General features: G+C 67.6%; 21 protein-coding genes. 6 read left to right on the top strand and 15 right to left on the bottom strand.

Annotated features, from left to right (window positions below):
• The first annotated feature begins 355 nt into the window (after nt 1–355).
• The 4 genes from RCF13_RS25800 (at nt 356) to katG (ending at nt 6,666) form a co-directional block, all read left to right on the top strand.
• Nucleotides 356–748: a ribonuclease inhibitor gene (locus tag RCF13_RS25800; protein ID WP_308141672.1), complete on the top strand. Its 393-nt coding sequence runs from the start codon at nt 356–358 to the stop codon at nt 746–748.
• Nucleotides 749–883: 135 nt separating this feature from the next.
• The gene (mutS, locus tag RCF13_RS25795) at nt 884–3,475 is read left to right on the top strand and encodes a DNA mismatch repair protein MutS (protein ID WP_308141671.1); all 2,592 of its coding nucleotides are present in this window, start codon (nt 884–886) and stop codon (nt 3,473–3,475) included.
• Between the two features lie 206 nt (nt 3,476–3,681).
• Nucleotides 3,682–4,281: a DUF937 domain-containing protein gene (locus RCF13_RS25790; RefSeq protein WP_231352615.1), complete on the top strand. Its 600-nt coding sequence runs from the start codon at nt 3,682–3,684 to the stop codon at nt 4,279–4,281.
• A gap of 147 nt (nt 4,282–4,428) precedes the next feature.
• On the top strand, nt 4,429–6,666 hold the full coding sequence (katG, locus tag RCF13_RS25785; RefSeq protein WP_134967844.1) for a catalase/peroxidase HPI: 2,238 nt from the start codon (nt 4,429–4,431) through the stop codon (nt 6,664–6,666).
• Between the two features lie 220 nt (nt 6,667–6,886).
• Here katG and RCF13_RS25780 read toward each other — a convergent pair whose 3' ends face one another.
• Nucleotides 6,887–7,294 carry an RNA-binding S4 domain-containing protein gene (locus RCF13_RS25780; protein WP_005415742.1) on the bottom strand — a complete coding sequence of 136 codons (408 nt, stop codon included), beginning with the start codon at nt 7,292–7,294 and terminating at the stop codon, nt 6,887–6,889.
• A gap of 9 nt (nt 7,295–7,303) precedes the next feature.
• Entirely contained in the window at nt 7,304–7,543 is a 240-nt protein-coding gene (locus RCF13_RS25775; protein WP_061479154.1) for a hypothetical protein, read from the bottom strand.
• A gap of 62 nt (nt 7,544–7,605) precedes the next feature.
• On the opposite strand from RCF13_RS25775, the gene RCF13_RS25770 reads away from it, so the two are divergent.
• A complete protein-coding gene (locus RCF13_RS25770) occupies nt 7,606–9,078 on the top strand; it encodes an MATE family efflux transporter (protein ID WP_134967843.1) in 1,473 nt (490 codons plus the stop codon).
• Between the two features lie 68 nt (nt 9,079–9,146).
• On the opposite strand, the gene RCF13_RS25765 is transcribed toward RCF13_RS25770, so the two are convergent.
• The 10 genes from RCF13_RS25765 to ffh all read right to left on the bottom strand — a co-directional run bounded on the left by RCF13_RS25765 (nt 9,147) and on the right by ffh (nt 16,206).
• Nucleotides 9,147–9,554 carry a DUF1801 domain-containing protein gene (locus RCF13_RS25765; RefSeq protein ID WP_061479152.1) on the bottom strand — a complete coding sequence of 136 codons (408 nt, stop codon included), beginning with the start codon at nt 9,552–9,554 and terminating at the stop codon, nt 9,147–9,149.
• A gap of 38 nt (nt 9,555–9,592) precedes the next feature.
• Nucleotides 9,593–10,027 carry a DUF1801 domain-containing protein gene (locus RCF13_RS25760; RefSeq protein WP_231352614.1) on the bottom strand — a complete coding sequence of 145 codons (435 nt, stop codon included), beginning with the start codon at nt 10,025–10,027 and terminating at the stop codon, nt 9,593–9,595.
• A 78-nt stretch (nt 10,028–10,105) separates the two neighbouring features.
• Nucleotides 10,106–10,486 carry a DUF6404 family protein gene (locus RCF13_RS25755; RefSeq protein ID WP_134967842.1) on the bottom strand — a complete coding sequence of 127 codons (381 nt, stop codon included), beginning with the start codon at nt 10,484–10,486 and terminating at the stop codon, nt 10,106–10,108.
• Nucleotides 10,487–10,568: 82 nt separating this feature from the next.
• A complete protein-coding gene (gene rplS, locus RCF13_RS25750; RefSeq protein ID WP_005415736.1) occupies nt 10,569–10,970 on the bottom strand; it encodes a 50S ribosomal protein L19 in 402 nt (133 codons plus the stop codon).
• Nucleotides 10,971–11,123: 153 nt separating this feature from the next.
• Nucleotides 11,124–11,882 carry a tRNA (guanosine(37)-N1)-methyltransferase TrmD gene (gene trmD, locus RCF13_RS25745; protein WP_005415735.1) on the bottom strand — a complete coding sequence of 253 codons (759 nt, stop codon included), beginning with the start codon at nt 11,880–11,882 and terminating at the stop codon, nt 11,124–11,126.
• Between the two features lie 8 nt (nt 11,883–11,890).
• Nucleotides 11,891–12,403 (bottom strand): ribosome maturation factor RimM, encoded by a 513-nt coding sequence (gene rimM, locus RCF13_RS25740; protein ID WP_005415734.1) that lies wholly within the window; start codon nt 12,401–12,403, stop codon nt 11,891–11,893.
• 44 nt (nt 12,404–12,447) lie between these two features.
• Entirely contained in the window at nt 12,448–12,708 is a 261-nt protein-coding gene (rpsP, locus tag RCF13_RS25735) for a 30S ribosomal protein S16 (protein ID WP_005415733.1), read from the bottom strand.
• A gap of 87 nt (nt 12,709–12,795) precedes the next feature.
• Complete coding sequence (locus tag RCF13_RS25730; RefSeq protein WP_231352613.1) at nt 12,796–13,608, bottom strand: aminotransferase class IV family protein; 813 nt, start codon at nt 13,606–13,608, stop codon at nt 12,796–12,798.
• Entirely contained in the window at nt 13,605–14,681 is a 1,077-nt protein-coding gene (locus RCF13_RS25725) for a nitronate monooxygenase (RefSeq protein ID WP_061479149.1), read from the bottom strand. Before RCF13_RS25725 ends, RCF13_RS25730 begins: the two co-directional genes overlap by 4 nt.
• Nucleotides 14,682–14,829: 148 nt before the next feature.
• Nucleotides 14,830–16,206 carry a signal recognition particle protein gene (ffh, locus tag RCF13_RS25720; protein ID WP_014036403.1) on the bottom strand — a complete coding sequence of 459 codons (1,377 nt, stop codon included), beginning with the start codon at nt 16,204–16,206 and terminating at the stop codon, nt 14,830–14,832.
• Between the two features lie 122 nt (nt 16,207–16,328).
• Between ffh and ccsA the strand changes: the two genes are divergently transcribed.
• Nucleotides 16,329–17,123: a cytochrome c biogenesis protein CcsA gene (ccsA, locus tag RCF13_RS25715; protein WP_134968855.1), complete on the top strand. Its 795-nt coding sequence runs from the start codon at nt 16,329–16,331 to the stop codon at nt 17,121–17,123.
• 89 nt (nt 17,124–17,212) lie between these two features.
• Here ccsA and RCF13_RS25710 read toward each other — a convergent pair whose 3' ends face one another.
• The 3 genes from RCF13_RS25710 to RCF13_RS25700 form a co-directional block, all read right to left on the bottom strand.
• Nucleotides 17,213–17,677: a hypothetical protein gene (locus RCF13_RS25710; RefSeq protein WP_134968854.1), complete on the bottom strand. Its 465-nt coding sequence runs from the start codon at nt 17,675–17,677 to the stop codon at nt 17,213–17,215.
• Nucleotides 17,678–17,780: 103 nt separating this feature from the next.
• Nucleotides 17,781–20,087, bottom strand: a complete 2,307-nt coding sequence (locus RCF13_RS25705; protein WP_231352612.1) for a tetratricopeptide repeat protein — start codon at nt 20,085–20,087, stop codon at nt 17,781–17,783.
• 49 nt (nt 20,088–20,136) lie between these two features.
• Nucleotides 20,137–21,993 carry an ATP-binding protein gene (locus RCF13_RS25700; RefSeq protein WP_134969392.1) on the bottom strand — a complete coding sequence of 619 codons (1,857 nt, stop codon included), beginning with the start codon at nt 21,991–21,993 and terminating at the stop codon, nt 20,137–20,139.
• Nucleotides 21,994–22,193: the final 200 nt, after the last annotated feature.

The raw sequence follows: 22,193 nt of genomic DNA, 5'->3' as shown, positions 1-22,193 counted from the left end.
CACCACCCACCCACCACCACGGCACGCCTGTCGTGCCTGCTTCTTCCCTGACCGCACAGTGTTTTCCTGATATTGATGCAGGCCGTCAGGCGCTCTGTCCGGAAAAGGACAAGGCATCGACGTGCCGGCTTGATTCGGGTCTGCCGACGCACAGGCGACAGCACGCCGCTACGCGAAGCGCAGAAAGGCGCAAAGGGTATCGGCCGCCTCAGGAACTTCTATAGGAAAGATTGCAAATTCAGTCGACTGCGGGGCAACACACCGCAAACGCCCAGGACGCTGCGCGTTCGGGCCATGGCGCGAACCCTGGTCCTACAGCACGCCAGCTTCCGCCTGCTGACGCTACAGTCGCCGCATGACCATCGTCCTACAGATTGAAGGCGCCGCCATCAATGACATCCCCAGCCTGTACGCGGAGATCAATCGCGTGTTCATGGCCGGCGGGAACTGGCAGCTCGGGCCAAGCCTGGATGCCCTGGATGACCTGCTGCATGGCGGCTATGGGGTGTTGGCCGGCCACGACCGGGCCACGGTGATCTGGGGTGATATCGAGCACAGCCGCGCCGCACTGGGACGAACTACCACATGTCAGTGGCTGCAGTCCAAGCTGGAAGCCCCGGGCACGTTCAATACGCGGACCATTGCGCTCAAGCTGGACGCCCTGCAACGTGGCCAGGGCCAGACCTACTTCGAGATCGTAATGGAGATCTTCGCAAGCCACCGGCAGATCACCCTGGTTCCGGCCTGACTGTGTGCCCCGCACGGGCAATGCCCACCAACCGCAGCGGCGCCCACCGGCCCCAGCAGTTACCATGGACGGCCCTGTACCCGCTCCGCTGCCGCTGCCGCCCGGCGCGGCCGGACGCCCTGATCCACGAGTCCCATGTCCAAAGACAAGTCCGCCGAACATACCCCGCTGATGAAGCAATTCTTCGCAGCCAAGTCCGAGTACCCGGACCTGCTGCTGTTCTTCCGCATGGGCGACTTCTACGAGCTGTTCTACGACGATGCGCGCAAGGCCGCGCGCCTGCTCGACATCACCCTGACCCAGCGTGGCAGCTCCGGCGGAGCGCCGATTCCGATGGCCGGCGTGCCGGTGCACGCCTACGAGGGCTACCTGGCACGGCTGGTGGCGCTGGGCGAGTCAGTGGCGATCTGCGAGCAGATCGGTGACCCGGCGCTGGCCAAGGGCCTGGTCGAACGCAAGGTGGTGCGCATCGTCACCCCCGGCACCGTCACCGACGAAGCGCTGCTGGACGAGCGCCGTGACACCCTGCTGATGGCGCTGTCGCGCACGAAGCAGGGCTACGGCCTGGCCTGGGCCGACCTGGCCGGTGGCCGCTTCCTGGTCAACGAAGTGGAAACCGACGACGCCCTGGAAGCCGAACTCGCCCGACTGGAGCCGGCCGAGCTGCTGGTGCCCGACGAAGAGAACTGGCCGGAATTCCTGCGCCAGCGCACCGGCATGCGCCGTCGCGCCCCCTGGTTGTTCGACGCCGACAGTGGCCGCCGCCAGCTGCTGGCCTTCTTCAAGCTGCATGACCTGAGCGGCTTCGGCATCGATGACAAGCCGCGCGCGACCGCTGCCGCAGGTGCCCTGCTCGGCTATGTCGAGGAAACCCAGAAGCAGCGGCTGCCGCACCTGACCTCGATCGCGATGGAAACCGCTGGCGAGGCGATCGCGATGAACGCCGCCACCCGCCGCCACCTGGAACTGGACACGCGCGTCGACGGCGATACCCGTAATACCCTGCTGGGCGTGCTCGACAGCACGGTGACGCCGATGGGCGGCCGCCTGCTGCGGCGCTGGCTGCACCGCCCGCTGCGCCTGCGCGAGGTCCTGGTACAGCGTCACCATGCGGTGGAAACCCTGATCGACCGCGGCAGCGACGCCGATATCCGCGAACAGTTCCGCCGCCTGGGCGACCTGGAACGCATCCTCACCCGCGTCGCGCTGCGTTCGGCGCGCCCGCGCGATTTCTCCACCCTGCGCGATGGCCTGGGCATGCTGCCCGCCGTGCGCGAGGTGCTGGCGCCGCTGGATTCGCCGCGCCTGCAGGCCCTGCACGCCGCGCTGGGCGAGCATGACGCGTGCGCGCAGCTGCTGGCCAGCGCCATCGCCGAGATGCCACCGCTGAAACTGAGCGACGGCGGCGTGCTGGCTGACGGCTTCGATGAAGAGCTGGACGAGCTGCGCCGCCTGTCCACCCATGCCGACCAGTTCCTGGTGGACCTGGAACAGCGCGAACGCGAAAGCAGCGGCATTCCCACCCTGAAGGTGGGCTACAACCGCGTGCACGGCTACTACATCGAGATCAGCAAGGGCCAGTCCGACCGTGCGCCCGTGCACTACACCCGCCGCCAGACGCTGACCAATGCCGAGCGCTACATCACCGAAGAACTGAAGGCGTTCGAAGACAAGGTGCTGTCCGCGCGCGACCGTTCGTTGTCGCGAGAGAAATACCTGTACGAGCAGCTGCTGGACACCCTCGGCGAACAGCTGGAACCGTTGAAGCAGTGCGCCGCTGCGCTGAGCGAACTGGACGTGCTGGCCGCCTTCGCCGAGCGCGCGCAGGCACTGGACTGGTCGCGCCCGGAGCTGGAAACGGCACCGTGCCTGAAGATCGAGCGTGGCCGCCACCCGGTGGTCGAAGCGGTGCGTGAGCAGCCGTTCGAACCGAACGACCTGGACCTGCATCCCGACCGTCGCATGCTGGTCATCACCGGCCCGAACATGGGCGGTAAATCGACCTACATGCGGCAGAACGCGCTGATCGTGCTGCTGGCCCATATCGGCAGTTTCGTGCCGGCCAGCCGCGCTGTGATCGGCCCGATCGACCGCATCCTGACCCGCATCGGCGCCGGTGACGACCTCGCCCGCGGGCAGTCGACCTTCATGGTCGAGATGGCCGAGACCAGCTACATCCTGCATCACGCCACCGCCCATTCGCTGGTGCTGATGGACGAGATCGGCCGTGGCACCTCCACCTACGACGGCCTGGCGCTGGCGGACGCGGTGGCCCGCCACCTGGCCCACCAGAATCGCTGCTACACGCTGTTCGCCACCCATTACTTCGAACTGACCGCGCTGGCCGACGAACAGCATGAGGGCGGCCGCAGTGGCATCGCCAACGTGCACCTGGACGCCGTCGAGCACGGTGAGGGGCTGGTGTTCATGCACGCGGTGAAGGATGGCCCGGCCAACCGCAGCTTCGGCCTGCAGGTGGCGGCACTGGCCGGCCTGCCGCGGGCTACTGTGGCGCAGGCGCGTCGCCGCCTGGCCGAGCTGGAACAGCGCGGCGGTGAAAGCCACGCGGCCGAACTGGCACCGCAGGCACTGGATGCACCGCAGCAGTTCGGCCTGTTCAGCGCGCCGTCCAGCAAGGCGCAGGAAGCGCTGGCGGCGATCGACCCGGACGAGTTGACGCCGAAGCAGGCGCTTGAGGCGCTGTACCGGTTGAAGACGCTGCTGTAACCGCGCCCGCTGGCAGGCCTGGGCCGAGCGCGGGCTCGGCTCTACAACTCACGCCCTGCCTGTAGAGCCGAGCCCATGCTCGGCTCCACAACGACCCCGTGGCGCTCTGTCTGTAGAGCCGGGCCCATGCTCGGCTGCCTTCGCATTCCCGTAGTGCACGCAGCGTTATGCTCGGGCCGTCCTTCCTTCACAGAACAGAGACTGCCATGAACACCGAATCGCTCGCTGCATCCCTCTTCCAGCAGCTGCAGCAGGGCCAGGGCCTGCAGCAGGTGTCCCAGCAACTCGGCCTGGACAGCAGCCAGACCGCCCAGGCCGTCGGCAGCGCCCTGCCCCTGCTGCTTGGCGCGATGGGGCAGAACGCCAGTGAGCCGCAGGGCGCGCAGTCGCTGCTCAACGCGTTGCAGCGCGACCACAGCGGTGGCGGCGGTTTCGACCTGAGCGGGATCCTGGGCGCGGTGATGGGCGGGGGCGGCAGCGGCGCCACCGATGGCGCCGGCATCCTCGGCCACGTGTTCGGTGGCCAGCAACCGCAGGCGGCACAACTGCTCGGGCAGAAGACCGGTCTCGACAGCGGCACTTCGGGCAAGCTGCTGGCAATCCTCGCCCCCATCGTCATGTCCTTCCTGGCCCAGCGCTTCGCCCAGGGTGGCAACGCAGGCCAGCTGAGCCAGGCATTGGGCCAGGAAACGCAGCAGTCCGGCGGCATCGGCAACCTGCTCGGCGGCGTCCTGGACCAGGACGGCGACGGCCAGTTCGGAGCCAGTGACTTGATGAAGCTGGGCGCGGGCCTGCTGAAGCGTTGATCGGACACGACCGTCCTAGTCGGACGGCTCCATAGTTCGCCACTATCGCATCGGTTGAATCAATCGAATTTACCCATTGGTAGGCGCCACCTATCGTGGTCAGGCCTCCCCCGATTCCACCTTTCGCCAGTCCACAGGTAGAGACCCATGAAAAGCGAAGCGAAGTGCCCGTTCAACCATGCCGTCGTCGGCGACGCGACGACCAACCGCGACTGGTGGCCGAACCAGTTGCGCGTGGACCTGCTCAACCAGCATTCGGCGCGCTCCAATCCGCTCGATGCCGGCTTCGATTACGCCAAGGCCTTCAAGGGGCTGGACTACGCCGCGCTGAAGGCGGACCTGAAGGCGCTGATGACCGATTCGCAGGACTGGTGGCCGGCCGACTTCGGGCACTACGGTGGCCTGTTCATCCGCATGGCCTGGCACAGTGCCGGCACCTATCGCATCGGCGACGGCCGCGGCGGCGGCGGTCGTGGCCAGCAGCGCTTCGCACCGCTCAACAGCTGGCCGGACAATGTCAGCCTGGACAAGGCCCGGCGCCTGCTGTGGCCGATCAAGCAGAAGTACGGCCAGGCCATTTCCTGGGCCGACCTGCTCATCCTCACCGGTAACGTCGCTCTGGAATCGATGGGGTTCAAGACCCTGGGCTTTGCCGGCGGCCGCCCCGATACCTGGGAGCCGGACCAGGATGTGTACTGGGGCCGCGAGACCACCTGGCTGGGCGGTGACGTGCGCTACAAGCATGGCTCGGAAGGCGTTGAAGAGAACCATGGCGTGCTCGTATCCGATGACGATGCCGACGGCGACGTGCACTCGCGCACGCTGGAAAACCCGCTGGCCGCAGTGCAGATGGGCCTGATCTACGTCAATCCGGAGGGGCCGGATGGCAACCCGGATCCGGTGCTGGCCGCGCATGACATCCGCGATACGTTCGGCCGCATGGCCATGGACGACGAGGAAACCGTCGCGCTTATCGCCGGCGGCCACAGCTTCGGCAAAACCCACGGTGCCGGCCCGGCCGACAACGTCGGCAAGGAACCGGAAGCCGCCGGGCTGGAAAACCAGGGCCTGGGCTGGGCCAGCAGCTTCCGCAGCGGCAAGGGCGGCGACGCCATCACCAGCGGCCTGGAAGTGACCTGGACGCGCACCCCGGCGCAGTGGAGCCACGATTTCTTCGAAATCCTGTTCGGCAACGAATGGGAGCTGAGCAAGAGCCCGGCCGGTGCCCACCAGTGGGTGGCCAAGAACGCCGAAGCGGTGATTCCCGACGCGCACGACCCGTCGAAGAAGCACCGCCCCACCATGCTCACCACCGACCTGTCGCTGCGCATGGATCCGGCCTACGAAAAGATCTCGCGCCGGTTCCTCGCCGAGCCCCAGGCCTTCGCCGATGCCTTCGCCCGCGCCTGGTTCAAGCTGACCCACCGCGACATGGGCCCGCGCGCACGTTACCTCGGCCCGGAAATTCCGGCCGAACAGTTCATCTGGCAGGACCCGCTGCCGGAAGCACAGCACCCGCTGATCGACGCCAGGGACATCGCCGCGCTGAAGCAGCAGATCGCCGCAGCGGGCCTGAGCGTCGCCGAGCTGGTGTCCACCGCATGGGCGTCGGCTTCGACCTTCCGTGGTTCGGACAAGCGCGGCGGCGCCAACGGTGCGCGCATCCGCCTGGCGCCGCAGAAGGACTGGGAGGTGAACCAGCCGCAGCAGCTGGCCAAGGTGCTGGCCGCGCTGGAAAAGGTGCAGGCCAGCTTCAATGCCGGCGGCAAGCACGTGTCACTGGCCGACCTGATCGTGCTGGCCGGTGGCGTAGGTGTCGAGCAGGCGGCCAAGGCCGGTGGCCATGAGGTCAGCGTGCCGTTCACCCCGGGCCGCACCGATGCCAGCCAGGAACAGACCGACGTCGAATCGTTCGCGGTGCTCGAGCCGGTCGCCGATGGCTTCCGCAATTACCTGAAGGGCGCCTACAGCGTGCCCGGGGAGGCGCTGCTGATCGACAAGGCGCAGCTGCTTACGCTGACCGCGCCGGAGATGACCGTGCTGGTCGGCGGCCTGCGCGTGCTCGGTGCCAATGCCGATGGTGGCAAGCACGGCGTGTTCACCACGCGCCCAGGCACGCTCAGCAACGACTTCTTCGTCAACCTGCTGGACATGGGTACGCAGTGGAAGGCCACCGGCCGCGAAAGCTACGAAGGCCGTGGCCGCACCGACGGCGCTGTGCGCTGGACCGGTACCCGCGCCGACCTGGTGTTCGGCTCAAACGCGGTGCTGCGCGCATTGGCCGAGGTCTATGCCAGCGCCGATGGCGAGAAGAAGTTCGTGCAGGATTTCATCGCCGCCTGGACGCGGGTGATGGAACTGGACCGCTACGACCTGCACGGTTGAGGCGATCGGGGTAGTCGCCGGGCATGGCCCGGCGCTACCGGCGCGCTTCACCGGGTGCGAAGCGTCGGTTCGCATGCTCTCCACAGCAGGTACGCCATTTCGGCTGGCGTCCCGCAGCGCCTGGACGCAGGCACGGTCCGGCGAACTCTCGTTGAAGCCGTTGCCACCGCGCTGCGGCGTATCCCGGAAGGTGATGTCGCCGGCGAACGCCGGGGCTGCGTCACAGCGCGTCGATGTCCCCCAGCGCGCGGATCAACCGGCGTGCGCGCTTATCCGGCTTGTGCTCCGGCGGCTGGAACCCATCGCGCGCGGCGATGCGCAGCGCACGCTGTTCGGCACGACGCGCCTTGGAGGCCTCGCTCTCGGCATACAGCTGCTGCGCCGTCGCTGCGGGCCCACGCTGATCGCTCAAGCCGAGCACCTGGACCTCGAAATGCTCTTCACCACGGTCGACCTGAAGCTGCTCGCCCACGCGCACCGCGCGTGAGGATTTCGGACGCTGCCCGGCAACGCTGACCTTGCCGGTCTCGATCGCCTGCTTGGCCAGGCTGCGGGTCTTGAAGAAACGGGCCGCCCACAACCAGATGTCCAGGCGGACACTGGGTGACAGCGGGGAAAGCTCGGGCATGGGGGCAGGCTACTCCAGTGGCTTGTTGAGGGGACGCGGGTTGTCCGGGTCGGCGCGGCAGCCTGTGCCGCCGATCAATGGCCGCACCCCGGAGGCCAGGTCCTGGCGCTGGCTGCCGACCAGGCACTCGGGACGGTCGGTTGGCCGGATCTGGGTATCACCCAGCCGGTCGTCCATCGAACATGCGGCCAATACAGCGCTGATCAAGGCCAGCGCCAACCTCCGCTCCACCTGCAGTCGTTGATGCATTGCCACATCCCGCGAACCGGCTTGGTGCTAGTGTGCGCCTCCCGGGATTCGATCACCACTCCATGGCCAAAGCGCCGCTTGACCTGACCTCCGGCCCGATCGGGCGCAATCTCCTGTTGTTCTCCCTGCCGATCCTGGCGGGCAACATCGCGCAGTCGCTGAACGGTTCGGTGAACGCGGTCTGGGTCGGGCGCTTCCTCGGCGAGGCGGCACTGACCGCCACCGCGAACGCCAACAACATCATGTTCTTCCTGATCGGCTCGGTGTTCGGTTTCGGCATGGCCTCCACCATCCTGATCGGCCAGGCGATCGGCGCGCGCGACATCGTGCAGGCGCGGCGCGTGGTCGGCACCAGCGCCACCTTCTTCATCGGCCTGTCGGTGATCATCGCCCTCGCCGGCTGGTTCATGGCCCATCCGCTGCTGGCGGCGATGGGCACGCCGGCCGCTTCGCTGCCATTGGCCGAGGCCTACCTGCAGATCATCTTCCTGGCGATGCCGACGCTGTACGCGTTCGCCTTCCTCACCGCCGCGCTGCGCGGTGCCGGTGACTCGCGTACGCCGTTCCGCTTCCTGATGGTGTCGGTGGCACTGGACATCGTGCTGAACCCGGTGCTGATCTTCGGCATGGGGCCGTTCCCCGCGCTGGGTATCGCCGGCTCGGCCTGGGCCACGCTGGTCGCACAGACGCTGTCGCTGGCCGGCCTGCTGCTGTACATGCGGCACAAGCGCCACACCCTGTGGCTGGGCCGCGCCGACATGCGCCTGTTCAGGCTCGACATGACCATCCTCAAGGCGCTGGTGGTCAAGGGCGTGCCGATGGGCCTGCAGATGGTGCTGATCTCGCTGTCGGTGATCCTGCTGATGACCATGGTCAACCAGTACGGGACCGACACCGGCGCGGGCTACGGTGCTGCCCTGCAACTGTGGAACTACCTGCAGATGCCAGCGATGGCGATCGGTGCAGCGTGCTCTTCGATGGCCGCACAGAACGTGGGTGCGCAGCGCTGGGACCGCGTGCGCGGCACCGCGCGCCAGGGCGTGCTGTTCAACTTCCTGCTGACCGGCGCGTTGATCCTGCCGCTGGTGGTGTTCGATCGCCAGCTGCTGGCGCTGTTCCTGCCACCGGCCAGCCAGGCGCTGGAGATCGCGCGCCACCTCAACCACGTAGTGATCGGCTCGTTCCTGTTCTTCGGCGTCAGCTTCGTGATCTCCGGCGTGGTGCGCTCCACCGGCGCGGTGATTCCGCCGTTGCTGATCCTGGCCGGCTCGCTGTGGGGCGTGCGCGTGCCGTTCGCCGAACTGCTGCAGCCGTACTGGGGCGCCGATGCGATCTGGTGGAGCTTCCCGGTCAGCTCGCTGGTGTCGATGCTGCTGTCGCTGGCGTATTACCGCTGGGGTGGCTGGCGCAAGGCGAAGATGATGGGCAAGCCTTCGCATGCCGAAACGCTGGCCACGCCCTCGGAGATTCCCGCCTGCCCACCCTCGCCGGTGGCCGACCCGGATGCCGCACTGGAGCCAGCGCCGCCACGTTGAGGTGGGTGCGGACCGTTGGTCCGCACAGGCCTGTCAGCCGAGCATGGGCTCGGCTCTACAGAAGACGGTCAGCGCTTCTTCTTCGCCGCGTTGAACGTCGCCGCCGCGCGCAGCAGCGCCTTGAACGCAGCGGCATCCGGCATCGCGCCTTGATGGATATCGATCGCGCGCCGGGTGTTGCCGTCCAGGCTGGCATTGAACAGGCCCTTCGGGTCCGGCAGCGCCGCGCCGTGGGCGAAGGTCAGTTTCACCGCCTGCCTGTAGGTTTCGCCGGTGCACAGGATGCCGTCCTGCTCCCACACCGGCGTGCCGCGCCACTTCCAGGTTTCCTGCACGTCGGGCAGGGCTTCATGGATCAAGGCGCGCACGCGTGCCAGCGTTTCGCCGCGCCAGTCACCCAGTTCGGCGATGCGCGCGTCGATCAGTTCAGCCGCCGGTGTTCCGGCATCGGCAGGATTCGGTGCATGCGTGACCATCAGCGGCTCTCGTCGGGAAGGGAATCGGAACGTCGGGGTTACATGCGCTCGCCGGGCAACGCGGCGGCCTGGCGCACCCAGTCGCGGAACTGCGTTTCATCCAACGGGGCATCTTCGAAGATGTGCAGGTAACGCGTATTGGCGCTCCTGGACGGCTCCGGCGGCACTGGCGCCAGTGCCGCGCCGCGGAAGAACGCCACCTTGATGTAGCGGGTGAAGCAATGGAAGCTGAGAAACCACCCTTCGCCCGGCGCAACCGCATACATCGGCGAGTTCCACTTCACCGCCTTGTGCACGCCAGGTACGGCCTGCTCGATCAATGCATCCAGTCGCGCGCCGATCACACGTTTCCAGTCCGGCATGGCGGCGATGTATGCCTGCACCGGCGCATCGCCCTCGCCCTTGGCGATCTGCGGGTTGCCACCGGACAGCAGCGTGGGCGCAGTGGAAGGTGCGGTTCGCTTGGCAGGCATCGCACGATACGTCCATCGGGATGAAGCTGCAGCCTAGCGCGGGCCCGCCGTGTGGTCACGGCGCAGTGCGCCATCGGCTCAATCGGCCTGCCGCGCCCGGAACCGGCGCCAGTCCGGCAGCTTGCGGTGGCGGCGCAGCGAGCGCATCAGCGCCGCCATCACCATGCCGAACAGCGCTCCGGCCAACAGGCCGGCCACCAGCAACAGCACCAGCGGACGTTCGCTGCCCTGCCACAGCATCAGCCACATCAGCGCGGTCCAGAACAGCCCGAACAACAGGCCCTGCACCAGCGCATTGGTACCAAAACCAGCCAGGATCGGTGGTGGCAGCGCGATGCCCGCGCGCCACAGCAGGCGGTGCAGCAACGGCGCCGACTGCACGCGCGCCAGCCCCTTGCCGTCGAGAAAGCGCAGCGCCGACTGGATCACGGCGGGATAGCGCGGGTTGATATCGTTCATCAGCTGATCGTGGCCGATGCGATGCCGGAAACGCAAACGGCCACCCGAAGGTGGCCGTCGCGGCAACAACCGAAGTTGTTTATCAGGCCTTGTCGGCCAGACGGGCAGCCTTGGCGGCAGCAGCGGCAGCCAGGTCTTCCTTGATGCGGGCAGCCTTGCCTTCCAGGCCACGCAGGTAGTACAGCTTGCCGGCGCGGACCTTACCACGACGCTTCACTTCGACCGAGTCGATGATGGCGCTGTGGGTCTGGAAAACGCGCTCGACGCCGTAGCCGTGCGAGATCTTGCGGACGGTGAACGAGGAGTTCAGGCCGGCATTCTTGGTGGCGATGACGACGCCTTCGTAGGCCTGCACGCGCTCGCGGCTGCCTTCCTTCACCTTCACGTTGACGACAACGGTGTCGCCCTGGCTGAACTTCGGCAGTTCACGGGTGATCTGGGCGGATTCGAATTCCGCGACGATGGACTTGTTCAGCTTGCTCATGGGTTACACCGATTCTTGTTCGGGTGGGCGTGTCGTATCGACAACGTGGGCTCATGCAGTCACCGGACTGTGCTGCACGTTTGTTTTGGGTACTGCGCGCGCCAACGGGGCTGGCGGGAATTGGCCATGATAGCCGATAAAGCCAGCCCTGCGCTAGGGGCTGGCCTTCTGGTTCCGGGCCTGGCGGCCCTGCTCCAGCAGTTTGCGGTCGGCCTTGCCCAGTGCCTGTTCATCCAGCAGGTCCGGGCGCCGCTGGGCGGTCCGGAGCAGCGACTGCTGGCGGCGCCAGGCGGCGATGGCCGCGTGGTTGCCCGAGCGCAGCACCTCCGGCACGTCCCCCAGCGGGTGCTGGGCCGGCTGGCTGTAATGCGGGCAGTCGAGCAGACCGAGGTCGCCCTCGAAGCTGTCCTGCGCCGCCGACTCCGCATCGTTCAGGGCACCGTCCTGCAGGCGGGCCACGGCGTCGATGATCACCGCCGCGCCCAGCTCGCCCCCGGACAGCACGTAGTCGCCGAGGGAGATTTCCTCGTCGACATTGGCCTCCAGGAAACGCTCGTCGATGCCCTCGTAGCGGCCACAGAGCAGGACCATGCGCGGCAGCGCCGCCAGTTCCCGCACCTTGGCCTGGGTCAACGGCGCGCCCTGCGGACTGAGGTAGATCACCCGCGCAGGGGTTGGATCGGCCTCTCGGATCGCCTGCAGGCAGGCCTGCAGCGGCTCGATCAGCATCACCATGCCCGGGCCACCACCGAACGGACGGTCGTCCACCCGGCGGTAGTTGCCTTCGGCGTAATCACGGGGGTTCCAGCCATGCAGGCTGAACAGTCCCTTCTCCTGCGCGCGCCCGACCACGCCCAGTCCAGCGGACTGGGCGAGGAACTCGGGAAACAGGGTGATGACGTCGAAACGCATGCTCGCACTCAGAACTCGGGGTCCCAGTCGACCACGATCAGGTTGGCCTCGAAATCGACCGATTTGACGAAGTCCGGCTGCACGAACGGAATCATCCGCTCGCGGTCACCCCGGACCACCACCACGTCATTGGCGCCGGTGCTGAACAGGTGCGAGACCTGGCCCAGGGCGACGCCCTCGGTGGTCTTCACATCCAAGCCTTCCAGGTCCACCCAGTAATATTCATCGGGCTTCGGCGGCGGCAAGGCACTGCGGGCCACGTAGATCTCGGTGCCGCGCATCGCTTCGACCACATCGCGATCCTCGACCCCGGGAAAACGGGCCACCAGGTGCTTGCCGCTGTCGCGGCCGCGTACACCCTCAACCGTGGTTTCCACGCCGGACGGGCTGCGCACGATCCACGGCTGGTAACGGAAAATGGCGGAACGAGGCTCGGTCCAGGACTCGAGCTTGATTTCGCCGCGCACACCAAAAGCGCCGACAACCCTGCCCAGCAGGATGCGGCGCTCGATATCTTTCATCTGCTTCAACCAAGAGGGCCACGCCGAAGCGTGGCCCGTCAGGATCAGGCCGCAGCGGCCTGGGACTTGGTCGCTTCCTTGATCAGGTTGCGGACCTTGTCGGTCGGCTGGGCGCCGTTCTTGACCCAATGGTCAACGCGGGCCAGGTCCAGCTCGATGCGCTTCTCGGCGCCCTGGGCGACCGGGTTGTAGAAGCCAACGCGCTCGATGTTGCGGCCGTCGCGCGCGCTGCGCACGTCGGTGACGATGATGTGGTAGAACGGACGCTTCTTGGCGCCGCCGCGGGTCAGTCGGATCTTGACCATGGTGTTTTTCCTATTGCCCAGTCGCCAGGATGGCGAGGTAAGCGGGCGATTATAGCGGCAGATCGCGGCCGGGCCAACCCCGGGGGGTCAGATCGCTTTTGTGCCGCAAAAGGGGGCTGACCCCAATCCCTGCCAGGCCACCGCCGCCAGCACCGCCCTGCCCTGTTCAGCCAGCGCCTGCGAGCCGGGCAGGACATGTCCGTCGATGGCCTCCAGCGCCCACAGGCCGCTGGCGTTGCAGGCAAAAGCGGCCTTCACACTGCCTAGTTCAGCCAGCGCCAACGGCCGCGTCAACTGCGCATCGGGCCAGTGCCGCTTCAGCAGCGCCTCAGCCGTACCGCGCAGGGCCGGCGCCTGTGGCCAGCGCAGCCGCTCACCATCGTGCACGGCCAGGTTCCAGGTGCTGCCTTCACTCACGTCGCCATCGGCGGTCACGAACAGCGCATCGTCGAATCCTTCGGCCAGCGCCGCGCGACGCTCGGCGAACAGGCCGAAGGTGCCCACATGCTTGATCTGCGGCAGTTCACGCTGCCAGGCCACGCTGCGCACGCGCTTGGCGACGGTCAGCGTCACCGGCGCTGACACCGCCACCAGCACGTCCACCGGCACCGCCGCCAGCGGATTGCGGAAATCGAAGCGGCGCGAGTACACCGTCACCCGCAGCGAGGCATCGGCCTGCCCTGACTGCTGCAATGCCTGCGCCATCCATGCCTGTACCTGCACCGTGTCCAGTTCGCTGCCGAACAGTTCGCGCGTAGCCTGTGACAGCCGCGCCAGATGCAGGTCCAGCCCCTGCACTGCACCACCACGCACCTGCAGCGAGGTGAAGTGGCCGTAATTCACCAGCGCCGGCAGGAGATCCTCCACCTGCGCCGCCCGGCCGTTGCAGCTCACCATCATGGCAGCAGTGCCTGCGCCTGTTCCCACATGCCGCGCAGCACGTCGGCGGCCGGCTGCGCCGGCGCCATCCACGCCGACTGCCCGGCCCAGGCCTGCATCGCCGCCAGACGATTCTCCTGTGCCGCCTGCCTGCGCATCGGGGCGGTCAGGCCGCGCTGCACCGGGTATGGACGCGGCGCGGGGGCGCCTTCTGCGGCAGCGGCGCGCACATAGGGCGTCGCCAGGCCACGGCCCAGGCGACCACTGAAGGCGCGGGTCGGCCAGGTGTCTTCCGGTTCGCTGGCGGCCAGCCCATCGGCCCACGCCGAAGCAATCGCCGCTTCCGGCGTGCGCAGGAAGGCGGTGCCGATCTGCACCGCACTGGCGCCCAAGGTGAGTGCGGCAGCGATGCCACGGCCATCGGCGATGCCGCCGGCGGCAATCACCGGAATCTGCAGCTGATCAGCCAGGCGCGGCAGCAGCGCAAACAGTCCCACCAGCTGGCGCTCGGCCATCGCCGGATCAAAGGAACCACGATGGCCGCCGGCCTCCGCGCCCTGCGCCACCACCGCGTCGGCGCCGGCGTCCTGTGCCGCGCGCGCTTCGGACAAGGTGGTGGCACAGGCGATCCAGGCGATGCCGGCGTCCTTCAACTGCTGCACGTGGCGCGGCAACAGCACGCCCATGATGGTCGAGGCCACCGCAGGACGCGCCGCCAGCAGTGCGGCGAACTGTTCTTCGAAGTCGGCCGGCGTGGCGTCGGCGGCACTGGCGGGCACCTCCGGGCCCCATTGCGCGAGGAAGGCGCGGCTGGCGGCCTCGGCGGCAACGTCACGGGCAGGTACAGGGTCCGGCATCCACAGGTTCACTTGCGCCGGACCGCTGGAGGCTGCGCGGAAGTCATCCATCCAGCGACCGATATCGGCCGAAGAGGACAACACCGCGCCCATTGCGCCCATGCTGCCGGCGTTGGCCAGCGCAGCCGACAACGGTACCGGGCAGGCACCGGCCATCGGTGCCAGCAGGATCGGAACGGAAACGCCAAAGCGCCGGCAGAACGCCTCGGCGCGGGAAGCTACAGCGGAACTCTGCATGACGGCCCATCGTTTCGGACAGGCCCCCATGGTGCGCGCAGGACAGGGGAAGAGTCGAGCCTGCTGCCCGACGGCCTGCTGCGGCGCTTGTGCGCCGCCGCCCGAGCGTGGGCCCGGGCGCTACATCAGATTGCGGAGGGGGCCGTCATCAACGGAACGGCATGCCGCGGCCGCCCATGGCGCCCATCATGCCCTTCATGCTGCGCAACATGCCCTTCATGCCACCGCCGGCCATCTTGCTCATCATCTTTTCCATCTGCATGTACTGCTTCATCAGCTTGTTGACGTCGGCCGGCGTCACGCCCGAGCCCTTGGCGATGCGCGCGCGGCGCGAGCCGTTGAGCAGGTTCGGATTGCGCCGTTCCTTCTTGGTCATCGAGCCGATGATGGCGATCATGCGCGGCACTTCCTTGCCCTGGCTGACCTGCTGCTTCAGATGGTCGGGGATGTTGCCCAGGCCCGGCAGCTTGTCCATCAGGCCGCCGATGCCGCCCATGTTCTGCATCTGCTCCAGCTGGTCACGCATGTCGTTCAAGTCGAATTTCTTGCCCTTGGCGACCTTCTCGGCCAGCTTGGCGGCCTTGTCCTTGTCGACCTGCTGCTCGACCTGCTCGACCAGCGACAGCACGTCGCCCATGTCGAGGATGCGGCTGGCGATACGGTCCGGGTGGAACACGTCCAGGCCTTCCGGCTTTTCACTGACACCGACGAACTTGATCGGCTTGCCGGTGATGTAGCGCACGCTCAGCGCGGCGCCGCCGCGGGCGTCACCGTCGGTCTTGGTCAGCACCACGCCGGTCAGCGGCAGGGCATCGCCGAAGGCCTTGGCGGTATTGGCCGCGTCCTGGCCGGTCATGGCATCGACCACGAACAGCGTTTCGGCCGGATTCACCGCAGCGTGCAGGGCCTTGATCTCGGCCATCATCGCTTCGTCGATGGCCAGGCGGCCGGCGGTATCGACCAGCAGCACGTCGACGAACGACTTGCGCGCATCGTCGATGGCCGCGCGCACGATGGCTTCCGGCTTCTGGTCGGCGCTGGACGGGAAGAACAGCACGCCCACCTGCTCGGCCAGGGTCTTCAGCTGCTCGATCGCGGCCGGGCGGTAGACGTCGGCCGACACCACCATCACCTTCTTCTTGCGCTTTTCCTTCAGGTGCTTGGCCAGCTTGCCGACCGTGGTGGTCTTGCCGGCACCCTGCAGGCCTGCCATCAGGATGATGGCCGGAGCGGGAACGTTGAGGTTCAGGTCGCTGGCTTCGGCGCCCATCACCGCGGTCAGCTCGTCGCGCACGACCTTGATCAGGGCCTGGCCCGGGGTCAGCGACTTCAGCACTTCCTGGCCGACCGCACGCACCTTGATGCGCTCGATCAGGGCCTGCACCACCGGCAGCGCAACGTCGGCCTCGAGCAGCGCGATGCGCACTTCGCGGGTCGCCTCGCGGATGTTCTCCTCGGTCAGGCGGCCACGGCCACGCAGGCGCTCGATGGTGCCGGAAAGGCGCTGGGTCAGGGACTCGAACATGCGGCGCAACCTGTCTGAAAGCGGGGGACAATAAGGCAGACAGTATAACGGGTCCGGCTGTCTCCCCGGACTGCGGCCACGGGGCCGTCGCCAGCATCACGGGGGTATGCGAAACTGCAACGATGACAATCGTTCTCATCGCCGTCCTGCTCTACCTGGCTGCCAGTGCCCTGCTGGTGCGCGCGCTTGGCCGCGATGAGACGACCGGCTCCCCCATCTGGCTGTGGCCGGCCCTGCCCGCCATGCTGCTGCACGGCGGCTACCACGTGATGGTGGCGATGCGCACCAACGGCGGGCCGGACATGCACTTCTTCGCCGCACTGTCGCTGGTCGGCCTGGGCATGGCCTGGCTGACGTCGCTGGTCGGCGCGCGCGGGCGGATGTCGGCGCTGGGCGTGGTGGTGTTCCCGCTGGCCGCCGTGCTGCTGCTGGCCTACCACGGTTACGGCCACGAATCGAGCAAGGTACTGGGCTGGCGCCTGGCCAGCCACGCCTGGCTGGCCCTGCTGGCCTACGCCACGCTGAGCGTCGCCGCGTTGCTGGCGATCATGCTGTGGCTGCAGGAACGCGCGCTGCGCCGCCGCGAGTTCCGGCCTTGGCTGCGGGCACTGCCGCCGCTGGCCGACCTGGAATCACTGCTGTTCCGGGTGATCACCGTCGGCTTCGCGCTGCTGACCCTGACCCTGGTCACCGGCGTACTGTTCGTCGATGACCTGCTGGCGCAGAAGCTGGTGCACAAGACCGTGCTGAGCGTGCTGTCGTGGATCGTGTTCGGCGTGCTGCTGATCGGCCGCCGCCGCTACGGCTGGCGCGGCATGAAGGCGGTGCACTGGACGCTGGCGGCGATGCTGTTGCTGCTGCTGGCGTTCTTCGGCAGCCAGTTCGTGATCGAGCTGGTGTTCGGGCATTCGCGATAAAGGCGTGCCGACCAACGGTCGGCACCCACCCCAGCATCACCGGGTAGTGCCGGCCGCTGGACCGCACCATGCGTGGATGCCGTGGACGGTCAAGGCAGCGGCTGGGCCAGGATTTTCCGCACCGAACGACCACTGTTGGTGAGGATGTCATCAACCTGCCAGCACCCCTGCCCGTGGCGCACCATCGGCAGGCGGGTCAGGTAGGCCTTCTTCCACACCGAATAGCGCATCTCGACCTGGCCGGCGGAGGCCGAAGCCTCCTTCCAGCTGTAGCGCACCGGGGTTTCGATGTCACCGTCCTGCGCATCCAGCCACGGATCCGAATCGATCGTGCAGATGCCCTCTTCGCGCTGCTGGCAGGCGCGCTCTCCACGCAGTGCCTTGCCGAAGGCAGGGCTGACCAGCGCGGCCGGCGGCTCCAGCAGGTCACCGTTGCCGGTCGTCGCCTCGTAGAAAGCGCGGGCGACAGCCGCAGGCTCCTGGCATGCGGGTGCAGCCTGTGCGGTAGGGGCCAGCAGCACCCCGGCGATCACGAACATCCTTGTCCCGCGCATATCGCGTTCCTTGGTGATGATGATTCGTTGTAGAGCCGAGCCCATGCTCGGCTGATTATCCGCATGAGCCGAGCGCAGGCTCGGCTCTACACGAGCCTGGGGCCTACAACCCGTAACGCTCGATCACGTCCAGATGCGGCTGGCGATCCTGGTCACAGGCTTCAGCCAGGCGCAACCAGCAATGCGGATGCGGCCACGTCGCGGTGTGCTGCTGCAGGAAGCGGTGCAGTGCCAGCGGTGCGTGGTCCTGCGGCTGGGCCACGGTGAACAGCAGGCCGGGCAGCGTCCCCTCTTCCACATCGGGGTCGGTGACGGTGTAGTCCGGCCGGCTGTGTGACCACACTCTCCAACCCTGTGCTTCGGCCGCCTCGACGAAGGCATTCCAGGCCTCCTCGCCCGGGTGCGCGCCATCGATCATCCAGCTGCGGGCGAAGCCGCCGCGCTCCAGCACATGCACCTGCGCATAGGTCGGGATGAAATGCTCGCGTGCATCCTCCTCCTCGGGTGCCGGATGCACCGGCGCGGCATCGAACACCACCCAGTCGCCCACCTGCTGGGCGCGGTTGGACGGCGCGTTCTCGACGATGCGCGCGGTCACCGGACCGCTGCGACGGGCGTAGTACTCCATCGGCTCGCCGTTTTCTTCGCTGCGGATGATCACCCAGCCCCACGGCTCCTCTACCACGCCGTCCTGGCTGGACAATTCCATGCCAAGCGCCGACGCCGAGCGGCGCACGGCGTCCCAGTCGCGCGCGGCGCTGGCTGCGCTCATGTGGTCCCAATGCGCGGCATTGGGCTCGTCCAGCAGCTCCACCAGCTGTGCATAACAGGCCTGGGCCTCGCTGAAACGGCCGGTTTCCATGTACATGCGCGCCAGCGTGCCGCGCGCGCCGTGCGAGCCCGGAGACAGCTCCAGAAGCGATCGGGCCGCCTGCTCCAGCGCCGGCCAGTCGGACACGCGGCGTGCACGCTGCACCTCGCACCAGTGCGCGAACACGGGCACGCTGCCGCGATACAGATCGGCCAGCTGGCGCAGTCCGTCGTCGTCGCCCTGTTCGGCCAGCCAGCGCATCAACGTGTAGGCCACGGGGCCATCGTGCTGCACATGGCCGCGTACGAACCGCCACAGCAGCGACCGCGCCTCGGCCTGCGCGCCGCAGGCATTCAGTGCCGAGGCGGCCATGTCGGCCAGCGCCTCGTCATCGGGCAGCTCGGCATGCGCCTGCAGCAACCACTGCGCTTCGCGCTCGGGATCGCGCGACTGGTTTTGTTCGCCCTGCGCGTCCAGCCATGCCAGCAGCTCGCCCGCCGGCACCGGCAGCGGCGCGACGTCCGGCAATGCCTCGATGCGCGCGGCCAGGCCTGCCACCAGCGCCGCAGCACCCCGATCCTGGCGCAGCTGCGCCAGATGGGTGCGGGCCAGTTCCAGCTGCCGCAGTGCGACCCAGCGCGCGCCACGCTGCAGGGCGAGTTCCAGGCTCAACGCCGCGACTTCGATCAGCAGGCGGTGCGAACCGACCCGTGCGAAGTGCTCGATGATGGTGTTGAAGCGCGTGCCCAAATCCCACGTATTGCGCGCGGGATCACGCTGGCACAGCGCTGCGGCGGTGTTTGCCCACAGCCGCCAGTAGTTCGGGGTAAGCTCGCTCCACGGCACCAGCTGCTGCAGCGCCTCTTCGTCGCGGCCCAGCTGGGCCAGCGCCCAGGCCTTGGACAGGCGGCGCGGCACCGTGCAGTTGGCCGGCTCGTACTCTCCGGACGCAGCAACTTCGGCCTCCCGCTTTTCGATCAGCGCCAGTGCCTCATCGGCACGGCCCATGCCCAGCAGGATCTTGATCTGCATCTCCGGGAAGCTGTCGAACACTTCCTTGCCACAGGCTTCCACGGCATCGGCCTGCACCTGCAGGTAATCCAGCGCCGCCTGGCCACGGCCATCATCGAGCAGCGCATCGGCCTTCTCGCAGCTCAGGCACTGGAAACAGGCCCAGCTCGGATCGATGCGGCCAAGGGTTTCGTCGCAGACCTCGATGCGCTCGGGCACCCAGCCCGGGCCGTCGATGTTGCCGTAGCAGGCGGCCAGGTCCTGGGTCACGCAGATCGACTGCGGGCATTCCAGGGTGTCCTCGCGGTGCGCGCGCTCGAACAGCGCTACGGCTTCGCCGAGTGCGCTCTCGCCTTCCACGCGGTTGCCGACGCGGTTGCGCAGCGCCCAGTGGCCGACATAGACGTCAACCCACGGGTTGTCCAGTGCCTTGCCCAGGGCGCGTGCTTCGGGCAGCAGGGCATCGACGCGGTCGATCTGCAGTTCACTGACCTCGTCGGCGAGGCGGTTCAGCAGGTGCGCGTTCTGCGCCTGGCCGGCCTGGCGCAGGTCACCCTGCAGCTTTTCGACCCAGTTCCAGATGTCCATGGGGGTAATTGCTCCTGTCTAGCGAAGGCTGGATGAGAAGGTGCGGTGCTCAGCGCAGCATCTGCTGCAGGGCACCGGCGATATCGGTGAAGGCACCATTGAGATCCGGGCCCGGCGTAGCAGTCGCGCGTGCCAGCGGGCGGCCCTGCGCGGCGACGATGACTTTCAGCGAGCGCAGCAGGCGGGCTGCGGCCTCGGCCTGTGGGTGGCCCTCGCGCTGGGCGCGCAGCAGTGCCTGCACCGCCGGGTTGTCGAGATTGAGATACAGCCGCGACGGTGCGCGCGATTCGATGCGCGCGGTGAACTGTCGCGCCAGGCGCAGCGCGGCCATCGAGACGCGCTTGTCGTTCTCGTCGTCTTCCAGCCGCTGCTTCAGCTCGGCCTCGCGGTCGGGCACCACCACCACCGGCAGCGCCTCCGGGCTGAAACGCGCGGGCAGCAGCTGCTCGCCGTCGCCCAGTTGTTCGCGCAGCCACGCCAGCTGCGCCTCGTCGAGGCTGTCATCACTGCGGAACAGTGCGCGGTTGCCCTGTTCGGTACCCAGCTCGACCAGGCGCAGGCCCTTGGCCTGGGCCCAGCGCCGCAGGAACGGCACCACCGCATAGCGATGGCCATGCGCGACCGGTACGCCCATCGCCCGGAACAGCATCTCTTCAAAGCCACCGCCGTTGTCGAGGATGACATGCACGGCACCGCGCGCCGGCAGCGCACTGGCCGGCAGGTCGCCCTGCGAAGTCGGCACCCGCACATGCTCCATCAGCAGTTCGAACAGGCGGTCATCGCACAGTGCCGCACCCAGCAGCGCCTCGTTGTGGCGGGTCAGCACGCGCCGCCAGGCTTCCGGTTGCTGCTTCGCAACGTCGGCCAGGCCGTCGATCAGCGCCTCCAGAAGTGCATGCTGCACCGCGCGGTACTGGTCATCGCGCTGCAGGTCTTCGCGGCTGGCGGTGGGCGTCAACCGCGAGGATTCGATCACCCCGCCGATGAAACCGGCCCACGGCGGCAGCAGGTCGCGCGCGTCGTCATCCAGCAGCATCCCACGCACGAACACCGACAGGTTGCGGTTGTCGCTGGTGCCATAGGTGGCGCCATCCTGCACCCACAGCAGGCCAGTGGCATCGCTGTTGCCATCGGCACGCAACGGCACGGTGACGATCGGCTCGAAATCATGCTCGAACCGCGCGGCGAACTGCAGTGCCTGCCGGCGGGCCTGCACCGGATGCACGGCGACATCCCCCTGGCCGCGCCACGGCGGCGGCTCGGGATTGAGCGCCTCGCCCGCAGCACCGATGAAGATCGGCTCGGACAGCAACGCGCAGTAGCGGCCCAGCACCTCATGCAGGCGCGCTTCGTTGGCCAGCGGCAGGAAGTCCGGATGCAGCTCCAGCTCCACCTCGGTACCCACCGCGCGTGCCGGCACTTCGCTGACGGTGTACTGCTCGGCGTTGCTGGACACGTACAGGTGGCCCAGATCCGGCGTCTGGTACGAGGTGGTGCGCACGCTGACCCGGCGCGCCAGCACGAAGGCCGACAGGAAGCCGAGGCCGAACATGCCGATCAGCCCTTCATCGTCCTCACCGCCCTGGCGCAGGCCACGGGTGTAGCCGACGCCGACGGTGGCCAGGTAATCGTGGATCTCCTGGCGGGTCAGGCCGGCCCCAGTATCGGTGATGCGCAGCACGCCGGCACCGGCATCAACCTGCACCGAAATGCGCGAAGGCACGTCAACGCCGGGCTGCTCGATGCGGCGGCGGATGATCGAGTCATGCGCGTTCTGTACCAGCTCACGCAGCGCCACCACCGGGGTGGAATACAGGTGCTTGCCCAGCACCGTCATCAGTCCATTGAGATCGACCCCGGCACGACGGATCTCGGCGTTGGGGGCGGTGAGTGCGGTGTCCTGCATGTAATCGTTTACTCCTGGGCACGGAAAGACGCCAGAGGGCGTCTTCGTCGAGCGGGAAAAACTAGCACAGTGAAGCTGACCGTTACTGCATTGGACACGTGTAGAGCCGAGCCCATGCTCGGCTGCTGTTCGACCACCAGTCGAGCATGGCTCGACTCCACAGAAAGCAGCCGAGCGTGGGCTCGGCTCTACAGGGCTGG

The organism is Stenotrophomonas maltophilia group sp. RNC7 (genome assembly GCF_030910085.1).
In the GTDB taxonomy this organism is placed as follows: domain Bacteria; phylum Pseudomonadota; class Gammaproteobacteria; order Xanthomonadales; family Xanthomonadaceae; genus Stenotrophomonas; species Stenotrophomonas sepilia.
The sequence above is the reverse complement of the archived record's forward strand: the minus strand, read 5'-3'. Positions and strand labels throughout refer to the sequence as shown.

What these genes read in the sequence shown, in the direction of transcription:
- RCF13_RS25800 (WP_308141672.1), top strand. Translation starts at nt 356, where the DNA reads ATGACCATCGTCCTACAGATTGAAGGCGCCGCCATCAATGACATCCCC.
- mutS (WP_308141671.1), top strand. Translation starts at nt 884, where the DNA reads ATGTCCAAAGACAAGTCCGCCGAACATACCCCGCTGATGAAGCAATTC.
- RCF13_RS25790 (WP_231352615.1), top strand. Translation starts at nt 3,682, where the DNA reads ATGAACACCGAATCGCTCGCTGCATCCCTCTTCCAGCAGCTGCAGCAG.
- katG (WP_134967844.1), top strand. Translation starts at nt 4,429, where the DNA reads ATGAAAAGCGAAGCGAAGTGCCCGTTCAACCATGCCGTCGTCGGCGAC.
- RCF13_RS25780 (WP_005415742.1), bottom strand. Translation starts at nt 7,294, where the DNA reads ATGCCCGAGCTTTCCCCGCTGTCACCCAGTGTCCGCCTGGACATCTGG.
- RCF13_RS25775 (WP_061479154.1), bottom strand. Translation starts at nt 7,543, where the DNA reads ATGCATCAACGACTGCAGGTGGAGCGGAGGTTGGCGCTGGCCTTGATC.
- RCF13_RS25770 (WP_134967843.1), top strand. Translation starts at nt 7,606, where the DNA reads ATGGCCAAAGCGCCGCTTGACCTGACCTCCGGCCCGATCGGGCGCAAT.
- RCF13_RS25765 (WP_061479152.1), bottom strand. Translation starts at nt 9,554, where the DNA reads ATGGTCACGCATGCACCGAATCCTGCCGATGCCGGAACACCGGCGGCT.
- RCF13_RS25760 (WP_231352614.1), bottom strand. Translation starts at nt 10,027, where the DNA reads ATGCCTGCCAAGCGAACCGCACCTTCCACTGCGCCCACGCTGCTGTCC.
- RCF13_RS25755 (WP_134967842.1), bottom strand. Translation starts at nt 10,486, where the DNA reads ATGAACGATATCAACCCGCGCTATCCCGCCGTGATCCAGTCGGCGCTG.
- rplS (WP_005415736.1), bottom strand. Translation starts at nt 10,970, where the DNA reads ATGAGCAAGCTGAACAAGTCCATCGTCGCGGAATTCGAATCCGCCCAG.
- trmD (WP_005415735.1), bottom strand. Translation starts at nt 11,882, where the DNA reads ATGCGTTTCGACGTCATCACCCTGTTTCCCGAGTTCCTCGCCCAGTCC.
- rimM (WP_005415734.1), bottom strand. Translation starts at nt 12,403, where the DNA reads ATGAAAGATATCGAGCGCCGCATCCTGCTGGGCAGGGTTGTCGGCGCT.
- rpsP (WP_005415733.1), bottom strand. Translation starts at nt 12,708, where the DNA reads ATGGTCAAGATCCGACTGACCCGCGGCGGCGCCAAGAAGCGTCCGTTC.
- RCF13_RS25730 (WP_231352613.1), bottom strand. Translation starts at nt 13,608, where the DNA reads ATGATGGTGAGCTGCAACGGCCGGGCGGCGCAGGTGGAGGATCTCCTG.
- RCF13_RS25725 (WP_061479149.1), bottom strand. Translation starts at nt 14,681, where the DNA reads ATGCAGAGTTCCGCTGTAGCTTCCCGCGCCGAGGCGTTCTGCCGGCGC.
- ffh (WP_014036403.1), bottom strand. Translation starts at nt 16,206, where the DNA reads ATGTTCGAGTCCCTGACCCAGCGCCTTTCCGGCACCATCGAGCGCCTG.
- ccsA (WP_134968855.1), top strand. Translation starts at nt 16,329, where the DNA reads ATGACAATCGTTCTCATCGCCGTCCTGCTCTACCTGGCTGCCAGTGCC.
- RCF13_RS25710 (WP_134968854.1), bottom strand. Translation starts at nt 17,677, where the DNA reads ATGCGCGGGACAAGGATGTTCGTGATCGCCGGGGTGCTGCTGGCCCCT.
- RCF13_RS25705 (WP_231352612.1), bottom strand. Translation starts at nt 20,087, where the DNA reads ATGGACATCTGGAACTGGGTCGAAAAGCTGCAGGGTGACCTGCGCCAG.
- RCF13_RS25700 (WP_134969392.1), bottom strand. Translation starts at nt 21,993, where the DNA reads ATGCAGGACACCGCACTCACCGCCCCCAACGCCGAGATCCGTCGTGCC.